We start from the raw sequence: 23,401 nt of genomic DNA on the forward strand, positions 1-23,401 counted from the left end.
TCCACTTCTTGGTCCTGCCTGCTCTTCGGGGATTCTGTCGCTGGTGGGAGCCGTTGCTCTGGGACGCCGCGCGCTCCTGGCGCGGGCAGATGTCAGGGGTCGGACGGCTGGGGGCGGTCAGTGAGCTGTCGGGCGAGTTGTTCGGCGTTGAGAGCACGCACGGCTGAGTCGACGGCATCGCGGTCGGTGAGGTCGATGCCCCGGGCCGCGAGGGCGGCGGTGATCTGCTTGGCCGGGCCCCATGCCGTCTCGTCGTCGAAGGCGGCACGGAAGGCGGGTATGTGTGCGTCGATCGAGGCGATGACGGGAGCGATCCACGGCTCCTCGACGCCGCGCTCGGCGAGTGCGAACGTCACCCACTGCTTGAAAGCGCCCGGCAGAAGTGCGCGCTGCTCCTGATCCAGTACGGCCTTGCGGGGCAGCCAGTCCTCCAGGAAGACGGCGACCTGGCCGGGGCTCCAGCACAGCGGCCCACGACTGAGGTAGTTCTCGCCGTAGTCCACGAACAGCTCGCCCAGAGAGCGCAAGACGTCTACCTGCTGCGCCGCGTCGGTGCGGGAAGCCACGAACGCGTCCAGCAGCCGAGCCCGCTCGGTCTCCTGGAGCGGCTGGTGCTCGGGCCAGTCGGGCAGGTGGTTCCGACAGCGGGCCCAGGCCAGCGCCCTGAGCCCGACGACGTCCTCGTCGTCCTGGCGGGGCCAGGTCATATCCGTCAGGCGCAGGGCCGCGGCGAGATCCGCGAGTACCTCGCCGGCGGGGTGTTCGGCCGTCGGCATCGGCACTTCGCCGCTCTCCCGCATCCCCTCCCACGCCGCGGCAGCCCCTGGCGTCAGTAGCGCAAGCTTGTCGACCAGCGTGCCGCCCACCTCGCTGATCCGCGCCATCAGTGTGTGCGGGACGGGACCGTCGTACTCGATGAACAGCACCCGTTTGCTGTCCCACACATCCGCCGCGCACCAGGCTCGCACCGGACGGTGAGGATCGGATGTGTGCCAGGCGGGCAACGGCTGGGATGCGGCGAGGACCTCCACCGTTTCGTGGAGCATGGAGCAACTGCCGGGCGGGCTGACCCGCTCCAGCGCGGCCACGGCAGCAAGGCCGTGCGGGGAGGGCGTCGTCGAGGCCCGGCCCACCACCTCCAGACACAGCAGGTGCTCCGGCTCGCGCTCCGTCATCCCAGCGGCCAGCCACGCCTCCCCCAGGCACCCGCTCGCCCATGCCTCCACGGCAAGAACATCCTGGTCCGGCAGGCGCGACGTCCGGGCCTCCCGCAGCACACGGTCCGACAGCCGCAGGGGACGCGGTGAACGGCGTACGGGCTTCTTGCCACCGCCCGGCTTGCGGCGGCCACGGCTCTTCGGCATGCCTACGAGTCTGGCAGAGCAGGGCAGGGCGCGGACCAGGTCGCCAAGAGACAGCCCCGCAGGGTGAACCGGGCCGGGGCCGGTCGGTATCGTCCACCGCGAGAGCGCCCCGAACCACCGGCTTGATCACCATGGGCGCGTTCCCGTCCGCACTCCTGGCGGCGCGATTCTCGGCTCGCCCGGATCGCCAGGCCGTGGTCGTCGCCGCGGGAGCGGCCTTCAGAACCGGCTCGCCATGCGACGGCATCAACTACGCTCTCACCAGTTGTGTGGCCCGTGTCCGCGTTCCGGGATCAAGGCCCTTGGCCATCTCCTGAAGGCGCCTGGAGGCAGCCGTGCCCGCCGAACTTCCTGACTGGATGATCCCGCCCAGGCCGAGCGGCTGGGAAGCTGATGACCTCGACCATTTCCCACAGGTACCGCGGCATACCGAACTCGTCGACGGAGCCCTGATCTTCAGGGCGTTGCCGCAGCGCTCCTGGCACTCCCGCCTTGTCCAGAGGCTGGCCCTTGCCTTGAGGCAGGCCGCCCCCAACGAGTTCGAGGCCGAGCGTGAGATGACCGTCCGCCTCGACAGCAAGGGCCGCCTCGAGCCCGACATCCTGGTTTCCACTGCCGCGTACGACCCCGACCGCACCTGGTACGCGGCAGAAGACGTCAGCCTGGTCGTCGAGGTCGTCTCGGAGGATTCAGCACACCGGGACCGGTCCCTGAAGCCTTTCAAGTACGCACAGGCCAAGATCGCGCACTTCTGGCGCGTCGAGGACGAGGCTGGAGCCCCCACCGTCCACACGTACGAACTCGACACCATGTCCAGTTCTTACGTGCCCACCGGCATCCACCGAGGTCGGCTGCAGGTCTCTGTCCCGTTCCCCCTCGACATCGACCTCGGCGCCCTCGTGCCGTGACCCCGGCCGTGGCGGAGGAGCGGCGCTTCCGCCGATCGTGACGCTCCGGTCGTCCCAGGAGATCCACGGAGAGTTGAGATATGCCCCTTACCTGCTAGTTCTCTCGATTCCGCCCAGGCCAGCATGATTCCGATGACGCATCATGTGGAGTGCGGGGCGATCCTGGAGTCCGTTGCGAAGGCTGTCTGACCCGCTCGACTCGTTCGCCGTCAGGGCATCAGAGTGTTGAGCGTGGTGTAGCCGTAGCCGTGGTCGTTGATGGCCTTGATCAATCGGGGAAGTGCGGTGGCGTCGACGGTCGAGGGGTCGGTCGGGCTGGCGCGTCCCGCGTGCATCAGGATGATGGCTCCGGGAGTGAGGGCCGCCATGACGCGGCGGATGACGGTGTCGGTGGTGGCTCCGCGGGAGGCGCCCCTCCAGCCGCGAGTGTCAACGGTCCAGTAGACGCACGCGTAGCCCTCAGCGTTGACGTCGGCGATGCAGGCCCGGTTGGCGTAGCCGTAGGGGAAGCGGAAGAGCGGCGCGGGCCGCCGCCCGATCGCTTTGCTGATGGCGTCGGCTGCCGAGCGGACTTCCCGTACCCGCTGGTCGTGGGTGAGCTTGGTGAAGTCCGGATGGGTCATGGAATGGTTGCCCACCCGATGACGCGTGGCGATGCGTCGGGCAGCATCGGGATGGGTTGAGGCGAAGCCCCCGGTCATGAAGAAGGTCGCGGGAAGCGAGTGTTCAGCCAGGGTCTTCAGGATCTTGTCGACGCCGTGTGGGTTGCTGCCGCAGTCGAAGGTCAGGGCTACCTGCTTCTCGGTGAGCGGCAGCCTTGCCACGTTCTGGCCCGGAAAGGGGCGCAGCGCATCCGAGCTGATGGCCGCCTTGGCGCTGGTGGCGCCCAGCGCGCCCGGTACTGCCAGCGCACCGAGGGCAACCGTCAGTCGCAGCACGTCTCGTCTGGCGGGCAGGCCGTGGGCGGAGCCGTGCTCGGAGAGAAGCTGGGTCGTGTCTTCTCGCTTGTTCACGTGTCGGTCTTCTGTGTGGAGTCGGTGATGCCGTCAAGGCGACGCATGGGGAGCCTCCCTTGCTGGTTATGGGCATGAGGTATCGCTCCGCCGTCACGATCGCTACCCGTATCGGATACCGGCCCACGCGGGCGTCACCCGAAAGGCGGGCGGTGCACGGCCGTGAAGCAGTGTCCCGCGTCGAGGAGTCGCGGAAGGCAGACCCTGAGGGCTCCAACCGTCTGTGGACGGTCGCTGCCTCCTTCGTGCTCGGGGCAGGGGGGTGGTCGCTGCGGGAGCCCTCGTGGTGCAGGGTGATGGATCCGGTGTGCGCCTCGGTGAGTACGGTCCGCACGGTGCGGTCGGCTCCGGGCCTGGGCCAGTCCACTGTGCGCTGGGGCGAGGAAGGGGGGAGGACCGTGCCGGGGCCGACACGGTTGAGGCCGCGCTGTGCTCCCGCTCCGACCGACCGGGCGGGCCGCGGCCCGTGTGAAGGAGCAGGTGGTCCGCTCGCCCTGCCCACCCTGGACTACGAAACGGTGCACGTACCGGCAGCCCGACGTGCTTGCGCCCTGCCGCACACATCACGACCTCGCTGGTGGTCGAGTTCTTCCGGAACTCCGCGCCCTGGGGTGAGAGTTCGGTGAAGAGTGTGGACAGTTCCGCGTCGGCGGGGTGGCGGCCTGCGGAGACCTGTAGACGGCTGACGATCTCCGCCGTCCGGTCCGGGCCGGTCAGGCGGTCGTCGATCAGCTCGGCGCCCCGGGTGCTCCGGGCCGCCACGTCGTCCCCGCTATGCCGTGTTCCCGTCGCCGGGCGGGTCCCCGGCTGACACACCGGCAGTGACCAGCCCCGTTTCGTACGCCGCGATGACTGCCTGGGCGCGGTCGCGGACGGCGAGTTTGTCGAAGATGCTGGTGATGTAGTTCTTGACCGTGGAGAGGCTGATGCTGAGGGTGCGGGAGATCTCGGTGTTGTCGAGGCCGGTGGCGATCAGGTGCCACACCTCGACCTCCCGGGGGGTGAGTTCGCCCTGGCCGGCGGGGCTCGGCCGGGCGTCGCGGGGTGTTCGTACGTAGGTGGAGATCAGCCGGGTGAGCAGGCGGGGCGCGACGGCGGCGTCGCCGGCGTGGACGGTGCGGATGGCCGCGCTCAGGTCCTCGGGGGAGCTGTCCTTGGGCAGGAAGCCGGAGGCTCCGGCGCGCAGGGCGCCCACGACGTACTCGTCGAGGTCGAAGGTGCTCAGGGCCAGGACCCGGCAGCCGGGCACGGTGGCGGCGAGTTCCCCGGTCGCGCCGACCCCGTCGAGGACGGGCATCCGGATGTCCATCACCACGACGTCGGGGCGCAGTTGGCGGGCGAGGGCGACGGCCTGTTCCCCGTTCTCGGCCTCGCCCACCACCTCGAAGGACGGGTCGGGGGAGAGGATCAGGGACAGGCCGCGCCGGACCAGCGGCTGGTCGTCCGCGATGAGCACCCTGATCCTCGGCGGTGTGGGTGTGGGTGTGGTGCCGGTCATCGGTGCGCCCCTTCGTGCTGGAGGGCCGCTTCGGCGTCCTCGTCCGTGGTCAGTGGCAGGTCGGCTACTACGGCGAATCCTCCATCGGCCTGCGGGCCGGTGGTGAGGGTGCCGCCGTGCAGGGCGACGCGTTCGCGCATGCCGATCAGGCCGTAACCGCCCGGGCCCGCCGCAGGCGCCCCTTCCTGTGGCGGTGTGCCCCCGCCGTCGTCCCGTACCTCGATGGTGACCCGGTCCTGGTGGTACGTCAGCTGTACGGACGCACGGGCGGCCCCCGCGTACTTGCGGGTGTTGGTGAGGGCCTCCTGGGCGATCCTGAACACCGTGAGGCCGACGGTCGGCGGCAGCGGGCGCTGCGGCCCGCGGACGGTGAACTCGGTGGGCAGTCCGGCGAGGCGGGACTCGGCCACCAGACGGTCGAGGTCGTCGGCGCCGGGCTGGGGCAGCGAGGGCGCGGTCTCCGGTTCATCACCGGCCCGCAGGACGTCGAGGAGCTGGCGCATTTCGCGCAGCGCGAGGCGCCCGGAGGACTCCAGGGTGACCAGGGCGTCCCGGACCACTTCGGGCTGGGCGAGGTTGGCCCGGGCGCCGCCGGCCATCAGCTGCATGGTGGTGATGTGGTGGGCCACGATGTCGTGCAACTCCCGTGCGATGCGGCGGCGTTCGTCGGCCACCGCGCGGTCGGCGAGGAGTCTGCGGTTGGCCGCCACTTCCTGCTGCCAGCGGTTGACCGCCAGGGCGGTGCCGACGACGATCGCGGTGGTGAGGGGCGCGGAGATGGTGTCCTGCCAGGGCGGAATCCTGCCCTGGCTCTGGCTCAGCAGCGTCAGCGCCACCGTCACGACGGCCGCGACCGCGGTCACCCGGCCGTGGCAGGCTCTGGCGACGGTGTACAGGGCGACGACCAGGACGGCACCGAAGTGGCTGGGCAGCGGGACGGTCAGGGAGGCCGTCACATCGAGCGCCAGTACGGCGGCGAGCACGGCCACCGGGTATCGGCGCCGGGCGAGCAGCGGCAGGGCTGCCAGCGCGACGAGCAGGAACCCGGCCACACTCACGTCGTGCCGGCCGTCGGGGACGTTGAAGAACACGTAGCTGAGCAGGTTCATCGCGCAGGCCCCGCCGGTCACGAGTGCGTCGTTACGGGTCCACGGCGGCTCGGTGCTGTCGACGCGCAACGGCTCCCCGGCCTCGTCGGGCCCGATGTCTCGGCTCCTGGGCATGTCTGTTCCTCTGCGTCCGGCCTCTTGGCCTCCCGGATTGTCGGCCCCGGGACAGGGTTGCACAGCATCGGCGGCGGCTGTCCGGGGCCCTGACCAGGACTAGGACCAGGGGCCTGGTCGCGGACCGGGGCAGGCCCCAGGGCCCCGGTCCGGATCGTCCGCTGCCACGACGCCCGGACGGCGTTCGGAGTGATGGTCTGGAGACCGGCCGGGAACCCCCGGCCCACGTCCGTATGCAAGTCCGTCCGCCGGAGGACATCGTGATCCGCGCCCTGACCGGATACTCCACCAGAAACCCGTGGAGGGTCATCGTTCTCTGGGCGGTGCTGGGTGTCGCACTGAGCGCGCTGGCCCCGACACTGTTCGGCCGCGTCACCCAGAACCAGACCGGGGACTTCCTGCCCCGCAGTTACGACTCGGCCGCCGCGCTGCAGATCGCCCAGGAGCAGTTCGGGGTGGACCCGGACGCCACCATGGTGACGGTGCTGGTCGCCCGGTCGGACGGCAAGGCCCTTGGCGCCGCCGACCAGAAGCGCATCGAGGCCGAGGCGGCGAAGCTGGCCAACCGGCGGGTGATCATGCCCAGGGAGGACGACGAGCCGACGTTCCTGGCCCCGGACCGCTCCCAGACGCCGCGGATCGCCCCGGCGATGACGGCGCCCGACCGGAGCTTCGAACTGCTCTCCGTCCAGCTGATGGGCAATCCCTCGGACAAGGGCGTCCAGGACGTCTACCGGGCCTTCCGGGACGCCGCCAGGACACAGTTCTCCGAGGCGGGGATGCGCACCGGTTTCACCGGGAATCTCGCCGAGACCGTCGACACCACCGATGCCCACGAGATCGCCGCGAAGGTCGGGAGCGCCCTCGTCATGGGGCTCATCATCCTGCTCAACGTGCTGGTGTTCCGCAGTGCGCTGGCGGCCCTGCTGCCGCTGCTCGCGGTCGCCATCATCGGCGGCGTGGCGGCGGGAGCCGTCGGTGTTGCCGCGCTGCTGACCGGGCGCAAGCTCGACGCGGGCACCCCGAACCTGATCAGCGTGGTGCTGCTCGGCATCGGCATCGACTACCTGCTGTTCCTGCTGTTCCGCTTCCGCGAACACCTGCGCAACCGGCCCGAGCAGCCCGCCCGCGAGGCGGCCGCGCAGGTCTCCGGCCGGGTGGGCACCGCGATCACCTCGGCGGCGCTGACCATCGTGGCCGCGTTCGCCACGCTGGGCCTGGCCAGCTTCGGGCAGTTCCGCTCGCTGGGCCCCGCGATCGCCGTCGCGGTCCTGGTGATGCTGTTCGGCAGTCTCACCCTGCTGCCGGCGCTGCTCGCGGTCACCGGGCGCAAGATGTTCTGGCCCTCCAAAGCCCTGCGCCGCGAGCCGCGCGAAGGCCGTGCCGCCCGCCTCGGCGCGCTGGTCACGCGACGACCGCTGACCATGGTGATGGCCTCCGTCGCCCTGCTCGCCGCGCTGGCGGCCGGGCTGACCGGCATGCGCATGGACTACGGCCGGGGCGACTCCGGTGACCAGACACCCGCCGCAGTCACCGCGGCCGAGATCGCCCGCACCCTGCCGGCCGGAGTGTCGGACCCGACGAGCGTCTTCGTCACCGCCAAGGACGGCGGCACCCTCACCACCGCCCGACTCGACGGCCTCTCCCGGGCGCTCGCCCACGTCAACGGCGTAGGCAAGGTCGCAGCGACCGTCCTGAACAAGGACCACCGCGCCGCTCGGATCGACCTCTACCCGAACGCCGATCCGCAGAGCCAGCAGGCCCGCGACCTGGCCTCCGGGCCGATCCGGGACACGGTCGCCCAGCACACGCCCGCCGGGATGGCGGCACACGTGGGCGGGACATCGGCGATCTACGCCGACATCTCCACCGCCGTCGACCACGACCTCACCCTCGTGTTCCCGGTCGCGGCCGCACTGATCGCGCTGATCCTCCTGCTGCTCCTGCGCAGCCTGCTCGCACCGATAGTCCTGATGCTCTCCGTCGGGCTCGGCTTCGCCGCCACCCTCGGCGCCGCCACGCTGCTGTTCCAGCACGGACTCGGCAACCCGGGCGTCAACTTCACCCTCCCGCTGGTGCTGTTCCTGTTCGTCGTGGCCCTGGGCACCGACTACAACATCCTGATCGCCGACCGCATCAGGGAAGAAATGCAGCGACCGGGTCCGGCCCGTACCGCCGTGGCTCGCGCGGTACGGCACACCACACCGGCCATCGCGACAGCCGGACTGGTACTGGCCGGCTCCTTCGCCACCCTCGTCACGACCCCGGGCAGCGAACAGGTCGCCTTCGCGATGACGCTCGGCATCCTGCTCTCCGCACTCGTCCTCTCCCTGGTGCTCGTCCCCGCCCTCGCCGCACTCCTCGGCCGGGCCCTCTGGTGGCCCTTCGGCCCGCGCCCCGCGACGGGCGGCCACCCGCAGCACCGTACGACCACGACCGCACCCGCCCCTGAACCCGACATGGCCACGACGTCCTAACTGGGCGACGCAGCTGGCCAGTTGACACTGCGTCTGGCCAGCGCGACGCTCGCATGCTCGCGAGGGCACGGCTGAGCACCACCGGGAACAGGAGGTCCCTGAGGGCTCTTGACCAGCTGCCGGCCGACCTCACGCGAACCACCTCGCGAGGCGCAGCCCGCCGTGCTGCGAGCACCCGTGACACCCACAAGGCGGTTTCACGAGCCGTCAGAAACGCCCCAGACCACAGCATCAGCGCGTGCCGTCCGTATCGACGTGCAGGGGCGGACGCGACTCGCCCGCAGCCGGAACCTCGTGATGCACCGGCTGCACCCAATCACCGCCCGCCCCGTGCGCTGACCGCGACGGCACAACGGCCTCAGCACCCCCCTCGCCCTCAACGCCCCGCACACCGCCCTCTGCGCCACCGACCGTCCCCACCACCCCAAGGAGACCTGTGATTACCCTCAGCCCCGCCGCGCGGTGCGCCTCCGCCGCGAGCCTCGCCCTCGCCGCCTGTTTCACCACATCCCCCGCCCTGGCCGCAGCCTCCGAGGCCCCCGCCCAAAACGGTCCCGGAGCCCGGCTCGCCCCGTACTACCAGCAACACCTTCGCTGGGGCAGCTGCGCCAACGGTCCCGGCGACACCACGGGCCGCGACCTGGACAGAGCCGGTGTGCAGTGCGCGGACGTCACCGTCCCCCTCGACTACACCCACCCCGAGGGGCGCACCATCACCGTCGCGATATCCCGCCTCAAGGCCACCGACACCCGCCACCGCATCGGCTCGATCCTGCTCAACAACGGTGGCCCAGGCGGCCCCTCCGTCCAGTCCCCGCCGGACGTCCGCAAGGCGATGAAGGACGTCGGCGCGCGCTACGACATCATCGGCTTCGACCCGCGCTTCGTCGGCCGCAGCACCCCGCTGGACTGCGGCTGGCCCGTCGGCACGTCCTGGTTCTCGGCCGGCACCAGCCGGGCGGGCTTCGATCGCCAAGTCGCCCTGCAGAAAAGCCTTGCCGACAAGTGCCGCACCGCCGGCGCCTCGGTGCTCCCGCACATCAGCACCCGCAACACAGCCCGCGACATGGATGTCATCCGCGCCGCACTCGGCGAGAAAAAGATCTCCTATCTGGGCTACTCGTACGGCACCTACCTGGGCACGGTCTACACCCAGATGTTCCCCGGCCGCTACGACCGGGTGGTGCTGGACGGGGCGATCGCCCCGAACAACTACCGCCCCCGGCTGCTGAAGGGCGCCGAGCGCGAGAACGAGAAGGCGCTCAGCGACTGGGCCGCCTGGGCGGCAAAGCACCACGCCACCTACGGCATCGGCCGCACCCGCGCCGAGGTGCTCGCCACCGTCGACCGCGTCGTCGCGGCATCCGCGCGCAGCCCGCTGACCATCGGCGTCGGCGCCGACACCTTCCGGGTCGACGACAGCCAGGTGCCGGTCCTCCTCTTCACGAGCCTCGGGGACGACACCGAACCGACGCTCGCATTTCTCGGCGAGCAGGTATCCGTACTGAACAAGGCCGCCAAGGGCGCGGCGCCGACCAAGCTGTCGCCGAACTTCGCCGCGACACTCCGCTACATGCTGCACGGCGGGGACGAGCCCTCGGGCGTGCAGCTCGCGGTCATCTGCGGGGACGTGGCCGCGCCCCGCGATCCCCAGCGCTACTGGCGGGACATCGAGCGCAGCCGGGCCGCGCACCCGCTGTTCGGCCCGCTGACCAACAACATCGGCCCGTGCGCCTTCTGGGACCGGCCGCGCGAAGAGCCCACCCAGGTACGCCGCGACGCCCCGGCCCTGATCGTGGCCGCCACCGGCGACCCGCGTACCACGTACAAGGGCAGCGTCGAACTGCACAACCTGCTGCCGAGCTCCAGGCTGGTCACCCTCAGGGGCGCCGACCGGCACGCCCTCTTCGGGCGCTACGGCAACGCCTGCGTGGACAACCAGGTCAACAGGTACCTGGCCACCGGAAAACTCCCGACGAAGAACCAGACCTGCGTCAAGCAGACGATCCAGGCTGTGTCTTAGCCGTTGCTGGGGTGCTGAGGTGGCCGTTCCGGGAAGTCGGGGGCGGCCATCCAGTGGGTGTGGTCGCGGGTGATCCGGCCGATGCTGGATTCGGTAGCGGCTTCCGGGGCCGACTGCGAGGCAGGAGGGGGAGCCCTGAGGGCGGAGCCGAAGCCGGTCTCCTGTTCTCAACTGTGATCCCTTGACCCTCGGGCCACAATCTCGGGAGCATCGGATAGGGCAGCGGTCACCGGCAGATGGCAGCAGGCGGCGTCCAGTCGCGCTTGGCAGCGTTGCTGGTGCGGCGTGGGGCGGGGACGACGTCAGTTCCTACCGATGGCCTGCTCGTATCGGAACAGATCGGTGGGGTCGTAGCGGCGCTTGACCTCGACCAGGCGCTCATAGTTGGCGCCGTAGTAGGCGTGGCGCCAGTCGCGGAGGTCAGGGTCGGGGAAGTTGACGTAGGCCGCATGGGTGTCGAGGTGGTGACGCAGCATCCGGTGGACGGTACGGGTCTGCGCAAGCAGGTCATCCACCGCGGCGGACGCTGTCCCGGGACGCCAGCGGGTGCCGATGTCGATGACGTAGGTGGCGGCACGGTGCGGGTAGGCGGTCTCGTGGGGCTGGGGTACGTCGCTGGTGCCGCCCATGGCAAAGAGCGTCACATAGCCGGTCGCCTTCGCGGGGCCGGGGGCGCCAAGCGCGGGTCCACTCGGCGATGTCCGCCACGGTGTCGGGGCTCAGCCACCGGTCGGGGACGAGGGACTTGGAGGCGTAGCAGTCCTTCGCGCCGGGCTTCTCCATGAGGTAGTCCTGGGCGGTCCAGAAACCGCGTTCCTCGATGAAGGTGCGCGTGGGGCGCAGTGTCAGCAGCGGGGTGAGGCGCCGGCGGAGCCTGTCCTGCGGGCCGAGGAACTGACCGAGCACCCACACGCTGGTGGTGCCGTCTCCCGCGTGCTTGAGGCCGACGCGCACATCGAAGTCGCCCGAGGTGTCCGCGGCGAGGATGTCCTGCACCTCCTTCACGACGTCCACCGCTGCGGGCAGGCCGAAGGTGAGGTCGAAGACGGTCGCGCGCAACTGCCCCACGTGTACGGCGTCGAAGGTGAAGGCGGTGTTGATGCCGAAGTTGCCCCCCCCCGCGCCGCCCCGGCAGGCCCAGAAAAGGTCGGCGTTCTCGTTTCCGGCGGCGCGCACCAGGGTGCCGTCGGCGAGCACGAGCCGGGTTTCGGCGAGCCGGTCACAGGTCAGGCCCCATTTGCGATCGTTGAAGCCGAGCCCGCCGCCGAGGGTGAGACCGGCCACGCCGACGCCGGGGCAGCGTCCGCCGGGAAAGTACAGGCCGGCATCCCGGGCCGCGTAGACGTCGGAGTTGGTCGTCCCGCCGCCCAGATAGAGGCGGCGGCCCCGCGGCGCCACCTGATTCATGGAACGCAGGCTGATGACGAGGCCGGTGGTGGTCGAGTAGCCGGCGTAGTTGTGCCCGCCGGAGCGGGGAGAGAAGGGCACGCCGTGCTTCGCGGCCCACCGCACTGCCTTCTGCACATCGTTTTCGGCGGCGCACGCGACAATTCCTGCTGGCAGCACCGAGACGTACCGCTGGTTGTCGGTTGCGGCGTGGGCCGGGTAGCCCTGCTCACCCGGACGGTACAGGCGGGCGGCCGGACTCAGGACGCGGCGCAGCTCCCGCCACGCGCCCTCGTCGGTGCCCGGCACCGGGTACGTCGCCTCGGGGGCGGCCGTCGCCGTGGGGCTGGCGTACCCCTGGCTGATAGCGACCGCGGTTGCCACGGCCGCGCCTCGGCGCAGGGCGGCTCGTCGACTGATGCGCACGATGTTCTCTGTCCTGCTGCGTTGTCGCCGCGTCTTGCCAGACGCCGGGCACAGCAACGATCAACCGCAACAGGACGGGTGTATGCGGCGACACTCCAGCGAACGATCATGGTTCATACGGAAGAGGAGGACACTCTGGCGCGGCCGGTTTCGACCGCGTCTACCTGTGGACGGGCGGCCCTCACTGAGGGCATACGGCCGCTGAGAACCCCCAGCCCAGGATCATGATCAATCTCGGCGCTACATCCTGTACCGCAACTACTCAGACCCGGATTCCTCGTCGGGGGTGAAGCCCTGAGCTTGGAGTGCATCGGCGGTACGCAGGACCAGGCCGTTACGGCGGCGCTCGGTCAGCGGCGCGTGGTGCTTGTACTTCCCGCCGTTGCAGACCTCGCAGAACGCGAAGTACACGGGCGTGTCGAGGATGATCTGGTGGACGCGGATGTCCACGGTCTTGCCGATACCGAGGTGCGCCAGTCGCGAAGGGTTCTAGCCGTCCAGGGCGGCGAGCGCCTGCGTGACAAGTCCGCGTGCGGCAGCGCCGTACACCGCGCAGCTCGCAAGCTCCTGGAACGCGCGGAGGTAGAGGTCGACCTGTCCTGGCTCGGTGAGCGTCGCTGCGGAGTCGAGCGCATCGGCGTGCACGCGCGCGTCGTCGAAGACCGAAAAGGTCGCCATCGGCCAGATGGTCCGCTCAGCGGCGAAGGGAATGACGCCCAGCGAGACAGACGGCAGCGCCATCGCCGACAGCAGGTGGCCGAGCTGTGCCGCCATCGTGTCGGCGTCGCCGATCCGGTGCCGCAGGACCGACTCTTCGAGCACGATTGCCAATCGGTGGTCGCCCTCGCGGACCACGGAGTTGCGGCGCATGCGCGCCTCCACGGCCTCGCTCACGTCGTCCGGCGTCCCCCGGAACGCAGCGATCGTCGTGAGGAGCACAGTCGCGTAGCCGGGCGTTTGGAGGAAACCGGGCACTACGTCCGAGCAGTAGACCCGGAACAACCGGGTGCGCTGGTACAAGGCCGCGCCGGACTCCTGGAGGCGACGCAGACCGCTGCGCTGAAGGCGCCGCCACTCGACGTACATGGCATCGGTCTGCCGGTTGGCAGCGATCAGGTCCGGCGCCCGGTCAACTGCGCCGCACGCCGCACACCAGGAGCGGATATCGGCGTCGGACGGCGGAGTGCGGGCGTTCTCGATCCGGCCGCTCTTCGACTCATGCCAGGAGCAGCGGGCGGCCAGCTCACGCTTCGTCAGCCCAGCGTCCAGACGGATTTCTCGCAGGCGCGCGGCGAGCGCCTCGCGGGCCTGGCGGACGCTGGACGACGGGTGCGAAGACATGAGCTGGCTGCTGTCAGACGGTGTACCGATCGTGTGGGATCGCGCGCTCCCAGACCGCCTCGAAGGCGGCGGCAAGGTACTTGATCAGTGCGGGGTCCTCGGTGAACTCGTCGTTGACCACGGTGCCGTTGCCGTCGAAGTGGTGGATGCGCGCCAGGCGATTGTCGAAGAGCCAGAAGTCGTTGCCGGGCAGGGAGAGATCCGTCGTGGCCCGGCGGGGCAGCCAGCGGACCTGTTCCCCTGCCTCGATCAACTCCTGGGCCACGTAGTGCTCCCAGCGGATGTACTCGCTTACCGGCTCCGAGACGACACGCGCCCGGCGGATTACAACGTCCCGGTTGACCGTGTCCTCGATCGTCTGGAGGTAGGAGTCCCACCAGGAGGCGCGGTCCTCCCAGTTGATTCGCTCGCCGCGCTTCCATGCCTCGAAGCGCTCGGTCGGTGCGTATACGTCACGCATCTCCAGGTGGACGGCAGAGTGATCACAGCTGCCCAGCAGGTCAGCGAAGCTGCCGTACGGATCAACGAGCGGCGGCACGCTCGACGGCATCGCAGGCCTCCCTGATCATCCGGACCATCCGGGCCGGGACGCGGATGATCGCTTCGGTCTCCGGCACGGAGCCGTTCGCCGGGCTGGTCGACTCGCAGAGGGCCTGTGTTGTGGCGTCCGGCTTCCAGCCCTGCAGCAGGATTTCTTGTGCCTCGGGGTCCGCCCACACGGTAGGACAGTGGTCGCGGTCGGTGTCGGGGTCGATCCCGACCAGCTCAATGGTCATGATGACCTCCTGATCTCCTGTGTCCACGGACTTGCTCGTGCTTGCATAACAGCGTCCTCGCCTGCTGGAACCACGTCAATGGCGCACCCTGCAGGGAGAATTGGCGTGCAAGGTGATGCAAGTTCGTAGCTTGCTGGAGTGGGATCTTCCTAGCGTCGAGGCATGGACGCCATGACGACGACGAGCTGCTCGGTCCATCTGTCCCTTCCGGGCTTCGAACCAGTGCCTATTGAAGGCTGCGACGTGTACGGCGCGCTGGCCCGGGAGCGCGCGGAGGCGCGGCGGGACGGTGACATGAGCAAGGTCTCTGATCTCAACGTGGAGATGCGCCACCACCAGGCGATCGGACGCGCCGCAGGCGCTTCGCGATGAGTGCCCCGACTGCGTCCGACGAAGTGATGCTGTCGGCCGAGTGCACGCTTGCCCGGCAGCCGGGCTACGAGGAACTGCACCGACAGTGCCGCCAGACCGAAGACGTGCCGCTGCCCCACTCGAACGGAATCTTGCTGGTGGCCCGTTGCGACTGCGCTTGCCACGACCGTCGAAGCGGTGCGTCGTGTGCACGCCCCTACGCGTCTGCCGTACGGAGATGAGCAGATCGCTGATTACGTTGGGAGGCAATGGTGTCACTGCATGTCGCCGGTGTGCCCGGCCAATGCAGCGCTCCACCGAGTTGTGCTCACTCGCCTGCGGGTGGAGGAACGCACCAGGACCAGCTACCTGAAGCGGCGCACCGCGGAGGGCAAGTCCAAACGAGAAATCATCCGCGGCCTGAGACGCTACGTCGCCCGGGAAAACTACCGGCACATCATCGCCGGACTGCTTCCACGGCCCGCAACCGGTTGACGCAACACAGCGGCATCAACCTGGGCAGTCACCGCAGCCGCCGGACGACCGGCTTTGCCCACCGCGCCTCCCGGCTCACGCTCGCGTAGCTGCCTCCGTACGCCCCGACCTCAACCCACCGACGGCGCCTGATCGCACCTCAAGCGCGGCCTCGCCAACTTCGGTGCCCGCTCGGTTATCCGCGTACCGGTGTGCCGAGCAGCGCCGACGCGGTTTCGAGTGGGGTGAGGGCAGCGGCAGGGGGGTGTGCGGAGCCGCCCCGGCAGGTGAAGCCGAGGCGGGTGAGTGCCCGGGTCACTTCACCGACGGAGAAGTCACGGCGGTCCTGGCCGGTGATTACTTCGCCGACTTGCTTGACGGGGTAGTGGTGACGCCCGATCAGTACGGATTCCCCCGTGACGGATTCGGGCTTGATGCCCTTCATGGCCTGCTGCACCTCACTCTTGAACAGGTCGAAGGGGAAACGGGCGATGACGCAGCGCATAGTGCCTCGGCAGGGTCGAAGGGCGGGCCGGCGGGCAAGGGGCCGCCGGCCCGGGAGGGGTTCAGCTGGAGAGGGCGAGGATGCCCAGGGGGTACCCGTCTTCGTCGATCACGGGTGAGGCACCGAGGTTCCGGTCCCGCATGGCGCGTTCGGCGTCGCGCACCGGTGTCGCGGAGGAGGTGAACGGTCCCCGGTCGTGGCCGATGTCGCGCAGGCGGGTGTGCTCGGAGTACCAGGAGCCGCTGCGGTGGGCGGCGAGCTGGTCCCGGGTGACCAGGCCGACGCATCTGCCGTCCTCGTCGCGGACGAGCAGGTGCCCCACGCGTGCGCCCAGGAGGACGGACAGGGCCAGGTCCACGGCCATGTCCTCACCCACCTGCGGCCCGGGCGAGGTCATGGCGTTGCCGGCGGTCGGCCCGGTGCGGGCCGTCCGCCACGGCGTTCTCTGTGTCGGCGTCAAGGCACACCTTCCGTGTGTCGGCGTCAAGGCACACCTTCGTGTTCGGTGGGTCAGCTTGCCGGGTGCCACCGTCCGGCCGGGGTCTACGCGGCGTTGCCGAGCGAGGGCCGGCGCTGCGACGTGCCCGTACGTGTGCGGGAGGCAGCGGAGGCGCGGCGTGTCCGGCCGGCCCGGCCGCGGGCCGCGGAAGCCTTGCGCTTGGCGCGCTCTGCGACCGGTGCGGTGTCGGCGACGGTGACCGGGATGCCGGAGGGGGCCTGGGCGCCGGTGATGCGGCTCAGTTCGGCCTCGCCGGAGCGGACCTGAGTGATCTGCGGGGTGATGCGGGCGTCGGCCATCAGGCGCGCCATGTCGCGGCGCTGGTTGGGCAGGACCAGGGTGACCACGCTGCCGGACTCGCCGGCCCGGGCGGTACGGCCGCCACGGTGGAGGTAGTCCTTGTGGTCACTGGGCGGATCGACGTTGACCACCAGGTCGAGGTTGTCGACATGAATGCCGCGCGCCGCGACGTTGGTGGCCACCAGCACCGTGACATGGCCGTTCTTGAACCGGTCGAGGGTGCGGGTGCGCTGGGGCTGGGACTTGCCGCCGTGCAGCGCAGCGGCCCGTACCCCGCTCTTCAGCAGGTGCTTGGTCAGCTGGTCCACCGCGTGCTTGGTATCCAGGAACATGATCACCCGGCCGTCGCGGGCCGCGATCTCGGTGGTGGTGGCGTACTTGTCGGCGCTGTGCACATGCAGCACGTGGTGCTCCATCGTGGTCACCGCGCCCGCCGACGGGTCGACGGAATGGACCACCGGGTCGTGCAGATAGCGCCGGACCAGGAGGTCGACATTGCGGTCCAGGGTGGCCGAGAACAGCATCCGCTGGCCGCCGGGACGCACCTGGTCCAGCAACTCGGTGACCTGCGGCATGAAGCCCATATCGGCCATCTGGTCGGCCTCGTCCAGCACCGTGATCTCCACCTGGTCCAGCCGGCAGTCACCACGCTGCAGGAGGTCCTTGAGACGGCCCGGTGTGGCGACGAGCACTTCGGCGCCACCGCGCAGCACGCCGGCCTGCCGGCCGATCGACATCCCGCCGACCACGGTGGCCAGCCGCAGCTTCAGCGACCGCGCATACGCAGTGAGCGCGTCGGTGACCTGCTGGGCCAGTTCCCGGGTGGGAACCAGCACCAGGGCCAGCGGCTGCCGCGGCTCGGCGCGCCGGCCCGCGGTACGGGCCAGCAGCGCCAGACCGAATGCCAGCGTCTTGCCGGAACCGGTCCGCCCGCGCCCCAGGACATCCCGCCCGGCGAGCGAGTTCGGCAGCGTGGCCGCCTGGATGGGGAACGGTACGGTCACGCCCGCGGCGGTCAGCGCCGCCAGGAGGGGAGCGGGCATGTCCAGATCGGCGAACGCGGCCACGGCGGGCAGGGCCGGAGTGACGGTGACGGGGGGTGAGAACTCCCCCTGCGGCGCGGCGGTGCGGCGGCCGTGGCCACCGGTACGGCCGCGAGCGCCCGGGCCGCCGGACCGGGGGGCGAAGCCGCCACCCTTGCGGGAGCCGGCGGAGCTGCCCCTGTGCGTACGGGAGTTCCGGTCGTTCGAACGAGCTGTGCGGTTCATGCAGAACCTTCCTCGATGCGGCACGTATCGAGGAATTCCCGGCGGCCATGAGGGGCGCAGAGAACCGCAAGAACGAGCCGAATAAATGACGCACGAGCGGTCCGGGTGACGGTAATCAGCGTGACCGGTGCATCGAATTGAATGAGAATGAGATACGACGGGCACAACGGCCGGGATCTCGTATTACGGGAATTCTGGCGAGTCGGTGACCGGCTGCCGGAATCATGGGCAAAGCATCCGCCATGCCATGTGAATGGAGGGAATTTCCGGTCGCCGCGCATGGAGGCGTCGTCACGCGCCGGGCAGACCCTGAAAAGCAGCGAGCTGGGGCCCGCACCCCAAGGTGCGGGCCCCAGCTTCGCAGTACGCCCAGGCGTCAGGCGGGAACGATGTTCTCCGCCTGCGGGCCCTTCTGGCCCTGCGTGACGTCGAAGTTCACCTTCTGGCCTTCCTGCAGCTCGCGGAAGCCCTGGGTGGCGATGTTCGAGTAGTGGGCGAAGACGTCGGCGCCGCCACCCTCCTGCTCGATGAAGCCGAAGCCCTTTTCCGCGTTGAACCACTTCACGGTGCCAGTAGCCATGTCATATCTCCTTCGGGGCTGTGCCCGGGGACTCACACTGTGCGAGCCCCACATCGCGGTGATGATTACCCCGTCCGGAAAAGCACCGGAAATACAAAGCGCACCCGTTCGGCACAGAAAGCCGATCAAGAGCACTTGAAATCTTTGGGAACCACAACTGCAACTGAGATCAACCGTAGCACGGCACAGGCGGCCCTGCGCGGAAACTCATATCGCTCGTGCCCGCCAGGTCATAAACCCTCACCGGGCATTGCGCGAAATCCTGTCCTTGCGGCAATAGATATTCGATCGCCCGGGGCGCGGCGGCGGCTTCAGGACGCGCCGCTCCCGCCGGAGCCGGCGCCGGGGCGGCGCAGTTCGTCGTTGACACGCAGTGCCTCCTCGAGCTGGTCCTCGAGGATGACGATGCGGCAGGCAGCGTCGATCGGCGTGCCCTGGTCGACCAGTTCACGTGCGCGCGCGGCGATGCGCAGTTGGTAGCGGGAGTAACGGCGGTGGCCGCCCTCGGACCGCAGCGGGGTGATCAGGCGGGCTTCACCGATCGCCCGGAGGAAGCCGGGCGTGGCGCCGATCATCTCCGCGGCTCGGCCCATGGTGTAGGCGGGGTAGTCGTCATCGTCGAACCGGTCGGGGACGTGCGGCTGGGTTTCTGGGGGCATTTGCACCTCTTCTGGGACGCGTCGAGGGGCCCCAGTGCCGTGCGGCACCGGGGCCCCGAGGGGTTTCAACACCATCTACCGGCGCCGTGCGCCGGTTTTCTGTATCCGCATATCCGCCCTGGAGGCGGGAACTGCGGGGATCGCGGATGCGTGACCGGGGACCACCTTCCAATCCGGGGCCTGCGGTACCCGAGCGAATGGGATCTTCGCTCAGGCGATCCTGATGGCGTCCACTCCTCTCTTACTGATCTCTTCCGGCTGGTACTGCATCGGTACTGCGCGCCGACCCCTGGGGCCGGCCGGTCCGGCAGCCAGTCGTGGGGCCTTCCTGCATTTCCTGGCCCTCAGGACTCCGCTGCCGTGCCGTGTACTGCTCGCGCCAGTTCGTCTCTGCCGCGCCTTGCTGACCTCGTTGGCTACGACAGTAACTCTAGCCACGGGGCCCGTAAATGTCTACTGCGGCCAAGGTAGATATTTCTCGGGTGTGGGGAGAGGTTTTCTCTGGCCCTGCGCGCCTGCGGCGACGGCGACGGGCTCGGAGTGCATCCGGAAAACCGGCGGGAACACCACTCGAACGGGTGGCCTCGGGCGGGTCGGCGGCAGGCGGCATCCATCCCGCCGCGTCCAGGCGGCGATGCTGGAGCTGTCGAACCTGTGGCCGAGGCCCCCGTACACCGGAAGACGAGGCGTGCGGCTGCGCTGATCCAGGAGCGTGGTGCTACTGGACCCGGTCCTCGCCGGTCTCTGCCGTGTCCTCCTCCGGCAAGTGCACGTCGTTCACGGAGAGGTTCACTTCGACGACCTCGAGACCTGTCATCCGCTCCACGGCCGCGATCACGTTCTCGCGTACGTCCGCGGCGACCTCGGTGATGCTGACGCCGTATTCGACCACCACCTCCAGGTCGATGGCGGTCTGCTTCTCGCCGACCTCGACCTTGACGCCGCGTCCTGTGCTGGAGCGACCGCCGGGGACGCGGTCGCGCATCGCGCCCATGGCGCGGCTGAACCCGCCGCCCAGCGCATGGATTCCGGGTACTTCACCTGCGGCGATCCCGGCTATTTTCTCCACGACTCCGTCCGCGACGGTCGTCTTGCCGCGGGTCGCCGCCGACTCCCTCGCTCCGGTCCGCAGCTTCGCGCCGACGGCGGTGTGGGGCTGGTCGGGTCGCGTCTGGTGCTGGGGCTGGCTGATCGGCTCCGTCACGCGAAGCCACCTCCTTGGGGGTTCACGGACTCTCGTACGCAGAACGACCATGGGTCGCCGTAATCCGTACCGGCCTCCAAGTACCTTGTGGCACAGCGGATATGCACGCCAGGTGCCGCCGACTTCCCGTCGGCGTCCAGCCCCTGAGACCGAGCGGCTCCCGGCCGCCTCTGGTGCGGGATGGGGACTATCCTGAGGTACGGACGTCCTGGACCCCGGCGGACCTGTTGTTGCTCGACACAGATGACCGCGGGGAACGGACCCCTTCGTCCGGTCGCCCGGTGCATCCCCTGGAGGGAACTGAGCGGTTCCCTTGTCCTGGTGGACAAGCTGCCGGACCGCCGGTTCGCCTGCCTCTGCCGAATGTATGCCTCTGCCGGGAGCGTCCCGAGAGGGCCCAGGAGTTGGGCCCCACCCGTGCTCTGCCCGGCAGGCTATGGAACCGAGGCGTCATGTCCCTACCGCAGTTGAACGTCTACCGGCACGACAGAAGGACCCGGTCCCTGGTCACCCTCGCCGGCGAGATCGATCCGGGGACGGTGCCGCTGATGCGCGCCACCCTTCAGCGGTGCCTGTGCGATGGCGTACGCACCATCGACGTCGACCTCACCCCTGTCACCTTCTGCGACTGCTGCGGTCTCAACGCCTTCATCGAGGCGTTCCGGCGCACCACCGCAGCCGGAGGGACGCTGCAGCTGCATTACCCGCCTCCCATGCTGGCCTGGATGATCGAGCGCACCCGTTCCGGCTTCTTGCTCATGGCACCGTCGGCCGTCCCCGGACCGGCCGCCCTCCCTACCACCGTCCCGGCCCCGTTCCCCCTGGCGTGCTCCGAGACGTTGCATCGGCTCGTTCCGGCCGTCCCCGCTGCTTCGGGTGGTGTGCTGTGACGTCCTGGCCCCGGCGCGGGCAGCCGCACAAGCCCGTGGGCGACGGGCCGCCCGGCGTGAGGGCGATACGGCTGCGCCGGGTAAACCGCTGGCTGGTGGAGGATCTGCTCGAGGACCTGGCGGACCTGTACGTGGAGTCCTGCGCACTGGAGCCCAGCGAGGAGTACCGCCGCCACAACCGGGAGGACTTCCTGAACCGTCTCGCCGGTGACGTCCGGCGGCCGGGGTTCGCCATGGTGATCGCGGAGACGGACGGCCTGGTGGGATGCGCCTTCGGATTCCCGGTGCGCAGCGACGGCTCCTGGTGGCGCGGCTTCGACGGCGCGCTGCCGCGCAGCATCGAGCAACTCACCGAGTCCGGCAGCGTTTTCGCGATCACCAACATCCTGATCCGCCCGCAACCCCAGGAGCAGGACCTGGCCCGCCGTCTGCAGGCGCGGCTGCTGAGCGACCATCAGGCGACGCTCGGCACCACCTTGGTGGACCAGGCCGATCACCCCTCCCTCGACGCCCTCCGCTCCTGGGGCTGGCAGGACATGGGAGAGAGCTGGCGGCCCGACGGCCCCACGGTGTTCCGCGTACTGGTGCTTCCCCAGGGAGAGCGAACCGTGGCGAGGCTGGAGGGACTTGCTCACCACGCCTGGACGCGGTGGCCCGGGTGATGCCCGACAGCCGGTCGTCCCGGATCCTGGTGCTGGCCGCTCAACAGGCGGCCCGGCGTGGCGCCCGGGTCGGGGTGGTGGATGTGTGTACGGCGGCGGTGGCCGGGCTGCCGGTCGGCGGAGCGGGGATCTCGGCGATGTCCCGGACCGCCGCGAGCCATCCGCTGTGCAGCACCGACGACATCAGCGAGCAACTGGAAGAGCTGCAGCTCACGCTGGGCGAGGGGCCGTGTGTGGACGCCTACACGCACAGCTCGGCGGTGCTGACGTCCGATCTGCGCAAAGGCGAACTGCAGGACTGCTGGCCCGCGTTCGCCGACGCGGCCCTGGAGGCCGGAGCGCTCGCCCTCTTCTCGCTCCCCTTGCAGATCGGGGCGATCAGCCCCGGGGTTCTGGACCTGTACGCCCAGGTCCCGGTCCGGTTGGACGCGGAGGAACTGGCCGACGCACTGGCCTTCGCCGATCTCGCGACGCTGGTCCTGCTCGACGCGCGCATCGACGAGACAGGCGAGCCACCCGCTGACGGCGCAGCGAAGGGACACGTCGAGGACCTGGGCGGATACCGGGCGGAGATCTCCCAGGCCACCGGCATGCTCTCCGTCCAACTCGGCGTCGGCGTCGAAGAAGCCTTCGTCCGGATGCGCGCCCACGCCTATGCCCACGGGCGCCGCCTCACCGCCGTGGCCGCCGACGTAGTGGCCCGCCGGCTCCGCTTCTCGCACGGCGCCGAGCCGACCCAGAACGGCGAGGACACCTGATGCCCTCGCCCGGTCCGGGGGCGCATGCTGTGCCGCACTTCCCGCCCGGTTCCGGCAGGGCTAGTCTCGATAGAGGGTGTGGACGATGGATGAGCAACTCCTGGCCAAGACCTTCGTCGAGCTGACGGACACCTTGGTTGCCGACTTCGACGTGATCGACTTCCTGCGCCTGCTGACCGACCGCTGTGTGGGGATGCTCGGGGCGAGCGCCGCCGGCGTGCTGCTCGCGGACCGCGACGGTGAACTGCGGGTGATGGCCGCCTCCAACGAGCAGGTACGCCTGCTGGAACTCTTCCAGCTCCAGAACGACGAAGGCCCCTGCCTGGACTGCTACCGCACCGGGACGCCGGTGGCCGCCCCCGACCTGCGTGTGGAGGCCGCCCACTGGCCCCGCTTCGCCGCCCAGGCCCAACTCCACGGCTTCGGCGCGGTCCAGGCCCTGCCCATGCGCCTGCGGGACGAGATCGTCGGTGCCCTGAACCTCTTCCGGAACGCTCCCGGCCCCTTCGACCCGGCGGGCACGCCCATCGCCCAGGCCCTGGCCGACGTCGCCACCATCAGCCTCCTGCAACAGCGCACCACGCACCGCGCCACGGCCCTCAACGAGCAACTGCAGACCGCGCTGAACAGCCGCGTACTGATCGAACAGGCCAAGGGCAAACTCTCCGAACGCCACGGCATCGACATGGAGCAGGCCTTCACCGCCCTGCGCAGCTACGCCCGCGCCCACAACCGCCGCCTGTCCGACGTGGCCCGCGCCTTCATCGACGACACCGAGCCCTTCGCCGGCCTGGCGCCCTGACCCACAAAGAGCGT

At 69.8% G+C, this 23,401-nt stretch carries 25 protein-coding genes and 1 pseudogene; 9 read left to right on the forward strand and 17 right to left on the reverse strand.

Translation table 11 applies throughout. The annotated features are described in order from the left end of the window. Positions 1 to 92: 92 nt before the first annotated feature. A complete protein-coding gene (locus AC4IJH_RS10040) occupies positions 93 to 1,364 on the reverse strand; it encodes a hypothetical protein (protein WP_490851234.1) in 1,272 nt (423 codons plus the stop codon). A 335-nt stretch (positions 1,365 to 1,699) separates the two neighbouring features. Between AC4IJH_RS10040 and AC4IJH_RS10045 the strand changes: the two genes are divergently transcribed. After that, complete coding sequence (locus AC4IJH_RS10045; protein WP_490851235.1) at positions 1,700 to 2,272, forward strand: Uma2 family endonuclease; 573 nt, start codon at positions 1,700 to 1,702, stop codon at positions 2,270 to 2,272. Positions 2,273 to 2,481: 209 nt separating this feature from the next. On the opposite strand, the gene AC4IJH_RS10050 is transcribed toward AC4IJH_RS10045, so the two are convergent. From AC4IJH_RS10050 to AC4IJH_RS10065, 4 genes are all read right to left on the reverse strand, one after another. Continuing rightward, positions 2,482 to 3,285, reverse strand: a complete 804-nt coding sequence (locus AC4IJH_RS10050; RefSeq protein WP_490851236.1) for a polysaccharide deacetylase family protein — start codon at positions 3,283 to 3,285, stop codon at positions 2,482 to 2,484. Between the two features lie 102 nt (positions 3,286 to 3,387). Then, a complete protein-coding gene (locus AC4IJH_RS10055; protein ID WP_490851237.1) occupies positions 3,388 to 4,101 on the reverse strand; it encodes an MmyB family transcriptional regulator in 714 nt (237 codons plus the stop codon). Next, the gene (locus AC4IJH_RS10060; protein WP_490851238.1) at positions 4,058 to 4,783 is read right to left on the reverse strand and encodes a response regulator transcription factor; all 726 of its coding nucleotides are present in this window, start codon (positions 4,781 to 4,783) and stop codon (positions 4,058 to 4,060) included. The genes AC4IJH_RS10055 and AC4IJH_RS10060 overlap by 44 nt, the downstream gene beginning before the upstream one ends. Continuing rightward, positions 4,780 to 6,006: a sensor histidine kinase gene (locus AC4IJH_RS10065; RefSeq protein WP_490851239.1), complete on the reverse strand. Its 1,227-nt coding sequence runs from the start codon at positions 6,004 to 6,006 to the stop codon at positions 4,780 to 4,782. The genes AC4IJH_RS10060 and AC4IJH_RS10065 overlap by 4 nt, the downstream gene beginning before the upstream one ends. Before the next feature lie 260 nt (positions 6,007 to 6,266). Here AC4IJH_RS10065 and AC4IJH_RS10070 point away from each other — a divergent pair, with 260 nt between their 5' ends. Both AC4IJH_RS10070 and AC4IJH_RS10075 read left to right on the forward strand, forming a co-directional pair. Beyond that, entirely contained in the window at positions 6,267 to 8,483 is a 2,217-nt protein-coding gene (locus AC4IJH_RS10070; protein ID WP_490851240.1) for an MMPL family transporter, read from the forward strand. A gap of 436 nt (positions 8,484 to 8,919) precedes the next feature. Further along, complete coding sequence (locus tag AC4IJH_RS10075) at positions 8,920 to 10,506, forward strand: alpha/beta hydrolase (protein WP_490851241.1); 1,587 nt, start codon at positions 8,920 to 8,922, stop codon at positions 10,504 to 10,506. A 302-nt stretch (positions 10,507 to 10,808) separates the two neighbouring features. Here the strand turns inward: AC4IJH_RS10075 and AC4IJH_RS10080 are convergent, their stop codons facing one another. The 6 genes from AC4IJH_RS10080 to AC4IJH_RS10105 all read right to left on the reverse strand — a co-directional run bounded on the left by AC4IJH_RS10080 (position 10,809) and on the right by AC4IJH_RS10105 (position 14,435). Beyond that, entirely contained in the window at positions 10,809 to 11,021 is a 213-nt protein-coding gene (locus AC4IJH_RS10080) for a BBE domain-containing protein (protein ID WP_490851242.1), read from the reverse strand. After that, positions 11,014 to 12,276: an FAD-binding oxidoreductase gene (locus AC4IJH_RS10085; protein ID WP_490851243.1), complete on the reverse strand. Its 1,263-nt coding sequence runs from the start codon at positions 12,274 to 12,276 to the stop codon at positions 11,014 to 11,016. The genes AC4IJH_RS10080 and AC4IJH_RS10085 overlap by 8 nt, the downstream gene beginning before the upstream one ends. Positions 12,277 to 12,576: 300 nt before the next feature. After that, positions 12,577 to 12,768: a hypothetical protein gene (locus AC4IJH_RS10090; RefSeq protein WP_490851244.1), complete on the reverse strand. Its 192-nt coding sequence runs from the start codon at positions 12,766 to 12,768 to the stop codon at positions 12,577 to 12,579. 39 nt (positions 12,769 to 12,807) lie between these two features. Continuing rightward, positions 12,808 to 13,659 (reverse strand): helix-turn-helix domain-containing protein, encoded by an 852-nt coding sequence (locus AC4IJH_RS10095; RefSeq protein ID WP_490851245.1) that lies wholly within the window; start codon positions 13,657 to 13,659, stop codon positions 12,808 to 12,810. 13 nt (positions 13,660 to 13,672) lie between these two features. Then, entirely contained in the window at positions 13,673 to 14,209 is a 537-nt protein-coding gene (locus AC4IJH_RS10100; RefSeq protein WP_490851246.1) for a DUF6879 family protein, read from the reverse strand. After that, positions 14,181 to 14,435, reverse strand: a complete 255-nt coding sequence (locus AC4IJH_RS10105; RefSeq protein WP_490851247.1) for a hypothetical protein — start codon at positions 14,433 to 14,435, stop codon at positions 14,181 to 14,183. Before AC4IJH_RS10105 ends, AC4IJH_RS10100 begins: the two co-directional genes overlap by 29 nt. A 162-nt stretch (positions 14,436 to 14,597) precedes the next feature. Between AC4IJH_RS10105 and AC4IJH_RS10110 the strand changes: the two genes are divergently transcribed. Both AC4IJH_RS10110 and AC4IJH_RS10115 read left to right on the forward strand, forming a co-directional pair. After that, on the forward strand, positions 14,598 to 14,807 hold the full coding sequence (locus tag AC4IJH_RS10110) for a hypothetical protein (protein ID WP_490851248.1): 210 nt from the start codon (positions 14,598 to 14,600) through the stop codon (positions 14,805 to 14,807). A gap of 279 nt (positions 14,808 to 15,086) precedes the next feature. Beyond that, positions 15,087 to 15,281 (forward strand): annotated as a pseudogene (locus AC4IJH_RS10115) (IS110 family transposase); the annotation flags it as partial. A gap of 175 nt (positions 15,282 to 15,456) precedes the next feature. Here the strand turns inward: AC4IJH_RS10115 and AC4IJH_RS10120 are convergent. The 6 genes from AC4IJH_RS10120 to AC4IJH_RS10145 all read right to left on the reverse strand — a co-directional run bounded on the left by AC4IJH_RS10120 (position 15,457) and on the right by AC4IJH_RS10145 (position 20,326). Continuing rightward, the gene (locus AC4IJH_RS10120; RefSeq protein ID WP_490851249.1) at positions 15,457 to 15,765 is read right to left on the reverse strand and encodes an SCO5918 family protein; all 309 of its coding nucleotides are present in this window, start codon (positions 15,763 to 15,765) and stop codon (positions 15,457 to 15,459) included. 61 nt (positions 15,766 to 15,826) lie between these two features. Then, positions 15,827 to 16,225, reverse strand: a complete 399-nt coding sequence (locus AC4IJH_RS10125; protein WP_490851250.1) for a CBS domain-containing protein — start codon at positions 16,223 to 16,225, stop codon at positions 15,827 to 15,829. 83 nt (positions 16,226 to 16,308) lie between these two features. After that, complete coding sequence (locus AC4IJH_RS10130) at positions 16,309 to 17,832, reverse strand: DEAD/DEAH box helicase (RefSeq protein ID WP_490851251.1); 1,524 nt, start codon at positions 17,830 to 17,832, stop codon at positions 16,309 to 16,311. A 376-nt stretch (positions 17,833 to 18,208) separates the two neighbouring features. Beyond that, a complete protein-coding gene (locus AC4IJH_RS10135) occupies positions 18,209 to 18,412 on the reverse strand; it encodes a cold-shock protein (RefSeq protein ID WP_184739855.1) in 204 nt (67 codons plus the stop codon). Positions 18,413 to 18,723: 311 nt separating this feature from the next. Next, positions 18,724 to 19,071 (reverse strand): MerR family transcriptional regulator, encoded by a 348-nt coding sequence (locus tag AC4IJH_RS10140; protein WP_490851252.1) that lies wholly within the window; start codon positions 19,069 to 19,071, stop codon positions 18,724 to 18,726. A gap of 718 nt (positions 19,072 to 19,789) precedes the next feature. Continuing rightward, on the reverse strand, positions 19,790 to 20,326 hold the full coding sequence (locus AC4IJH_RS10145; protein WP_490851253.1) for an Asp23/Gls24 family envelope stress response protein: 537 nt from the start codon (positions 20,324 to 20,326) through the stop codon (positions 19,790 to 19,792). Between the two features lie 401 nt (positions 20,327 to 20,727). Here AC4IJH_RS10145 and AC4IJH_RS10150 point away from each other — a divergent pair, with 401 nt between their 5' ends. The 4 genes from AC4IJH_RS10150 to AC4IJH_RS10165 all read left to right on the forward strand — a co-directional run bounded on the left by AC4IJH_RS10150 (position 20,728) and on the right by AC4IJH_RS10165 (position 23,387). After that, complete coding sequence (locus AC4IJH_RS10150; protein ID WP_490851254.1) at positions 20,728 to 21,165, forward strand: STAS domain-containing protein; 438 nt, start codon at positions 20,728 to 20,730, stop codon at positions 21,163 to 21,165. Beyond that, a complete protein-coding gene (locus tag AC4IJH_RS10155) occupies positions 21,162 to 21,827 on the forward strand; it encodes a hypothetical protein (RefSeq protein ID WP_490851255.1) in 666 nt (221 codons plus the stop codon). Before AC4IJH_RS10150 ends, AC4IJH_RS10155 begins: the two co-directional genes overlap by 4 nt. After that, complete coding sequence (locus tag AC4IJH_RS10160) at positions 21,827 to 22,585, forward strand: ANTAR domain-containing protein (protein WP_490851256.1); 759 nt, start codon at positions 21,827 to 21,829, stop codon at positions 22,583 to 22,585. The genes AC4IJH_RS10155 and AC4IJH_RS10160 overlap by 1 nt, the downstream gene beginning before the upstream one ends. 85 nt (positions 22,586 to 22,670) lie before the next feature. Continuing rightward, complete coding sequence (locus AC4IJH_RS10165; protein ID WP_490851257.1) at positions 22,671 to 23,387, forward strand: ANTAR domain-containing protein; 717 nt, start codon at positions 22,671 to 22,673, stop codon at positions 23,385 to 23,387. Positions 23,388 to 23,401 lie beyond the last annotated feature (14 nt).

Source organism: Streptomyces sp. UF-297 (genome assembly GCF_058245575.1).

Bases quoted from the DNA above. Each gene is read 5' to 3' on its own strand.
- AC4IJH_RS10040 (WP_490851234.1), bottom strand. From the start codon at position 1,364: ATGCCGAAGAGCCGTGGCCGCCGCAAGCCGGGCGGTGGCAAGAAGCCC.
- AC4IJH_RS10060 (WP_490851238.1), bottom strand. From the start codon at position 4,783: ATGACCGGCACCACACCCACACCCACACCGCCGAGGATCAGGGTGCTC.
- AC4IJH_RS10065 (WP_490851239.1), bottom strand. From the start codon at position 6,006: ATGCCCAGGAGCCGAGACATCGGGCCCGACGAGGCCGGGGAGCCGTTG.
- AC4IJH_RS10095 (WP_490851245.1), bottom strand. From the start codon at position 13,659: ATGTCTTCGCACCCGTCGTCCAGCGTCCGCCAGGCCCGCGAGGCGCTC.
- AC4IJH_RS10100 (WP_490851246.1), bottom strand. From the start codon at position 14,209: ATGCCGTCGAGCGTGCCGCCGCTCGTTGATCCGTACGGCAGCTTCGCT.
- AC4IJH_RS10105 (WP_490851247.1), bottom strand. From the start codon at position 14,435: ATGACCATTGAGCTGGTCGGGATCGACCCCGACACCGACCGCGACCAC.
- AC4IJH_RS10110 (WP_490851248.1), top strand. From the start codon at position 14,598: ATGGACGCCATGACGACGACGAGCTGCTCGGTCCATCTGTCCCTTCCG.
- AC4IJH_RS10120 (WP_490851249.1), bottom strand. From the start codon at position 15,765: ATGCGCTGCGTCATCGCCCGTTTCCCCTTCGACCTGTTCAAGAGTGAG.
- AC4IJH_RS10130 (WP_490851251.1), bottom strand. From the start codon at position 17,832: ATGAACCGCACAGCTCGTTCGAACGACCGGAACTCCCGTACGCACAGG.
- AC4IJH_RS10135 (WP_184739855.1), bottom strand. From the start codon at position 18,412: ATGGCTACTGGCACCGTGAAGTGGTTCAACGCGGAAAAGGGCTTCGGC.
- AC4IJH_RS10140 (WP_490851252.1), bottom strand. From the start codon at position 19,071: ATGCCCCCAGAAACCCAGCCGCACGTCCCCGACCGGTTCGACGATGAC.
- AC4IJH_RS10145 (WP_490851253.1), bottom strand. From the start codon at position 20,326: ATGGTCGTTCTGCGTACGAGAGTCCGTGAACCCCCAAGGAGGTGGCTT.
- AC4IJH_RS10150 (WP_490851254.1), top strand. From the start codon at position 20,728: ATGTCCCTACCGCAGTTGAACGTCTACCGGCACGACAGAAGGACCCGG.
- AC4IJH_RS10160 (WP_490851256.1), top strand. From the start codon at position 21,827: ATGCCCGACAGCCGGTCGTCCCGGATCCTGGTGCTGGCCGCTCAACAG.
- AC4IJH_RS10165 (WP_490851257.1), top strand. From the start codon at position 22,671: ATGGATGAGCAACTCCTGGCCAAGACCTTCGTCGAGCTGACGGACACC.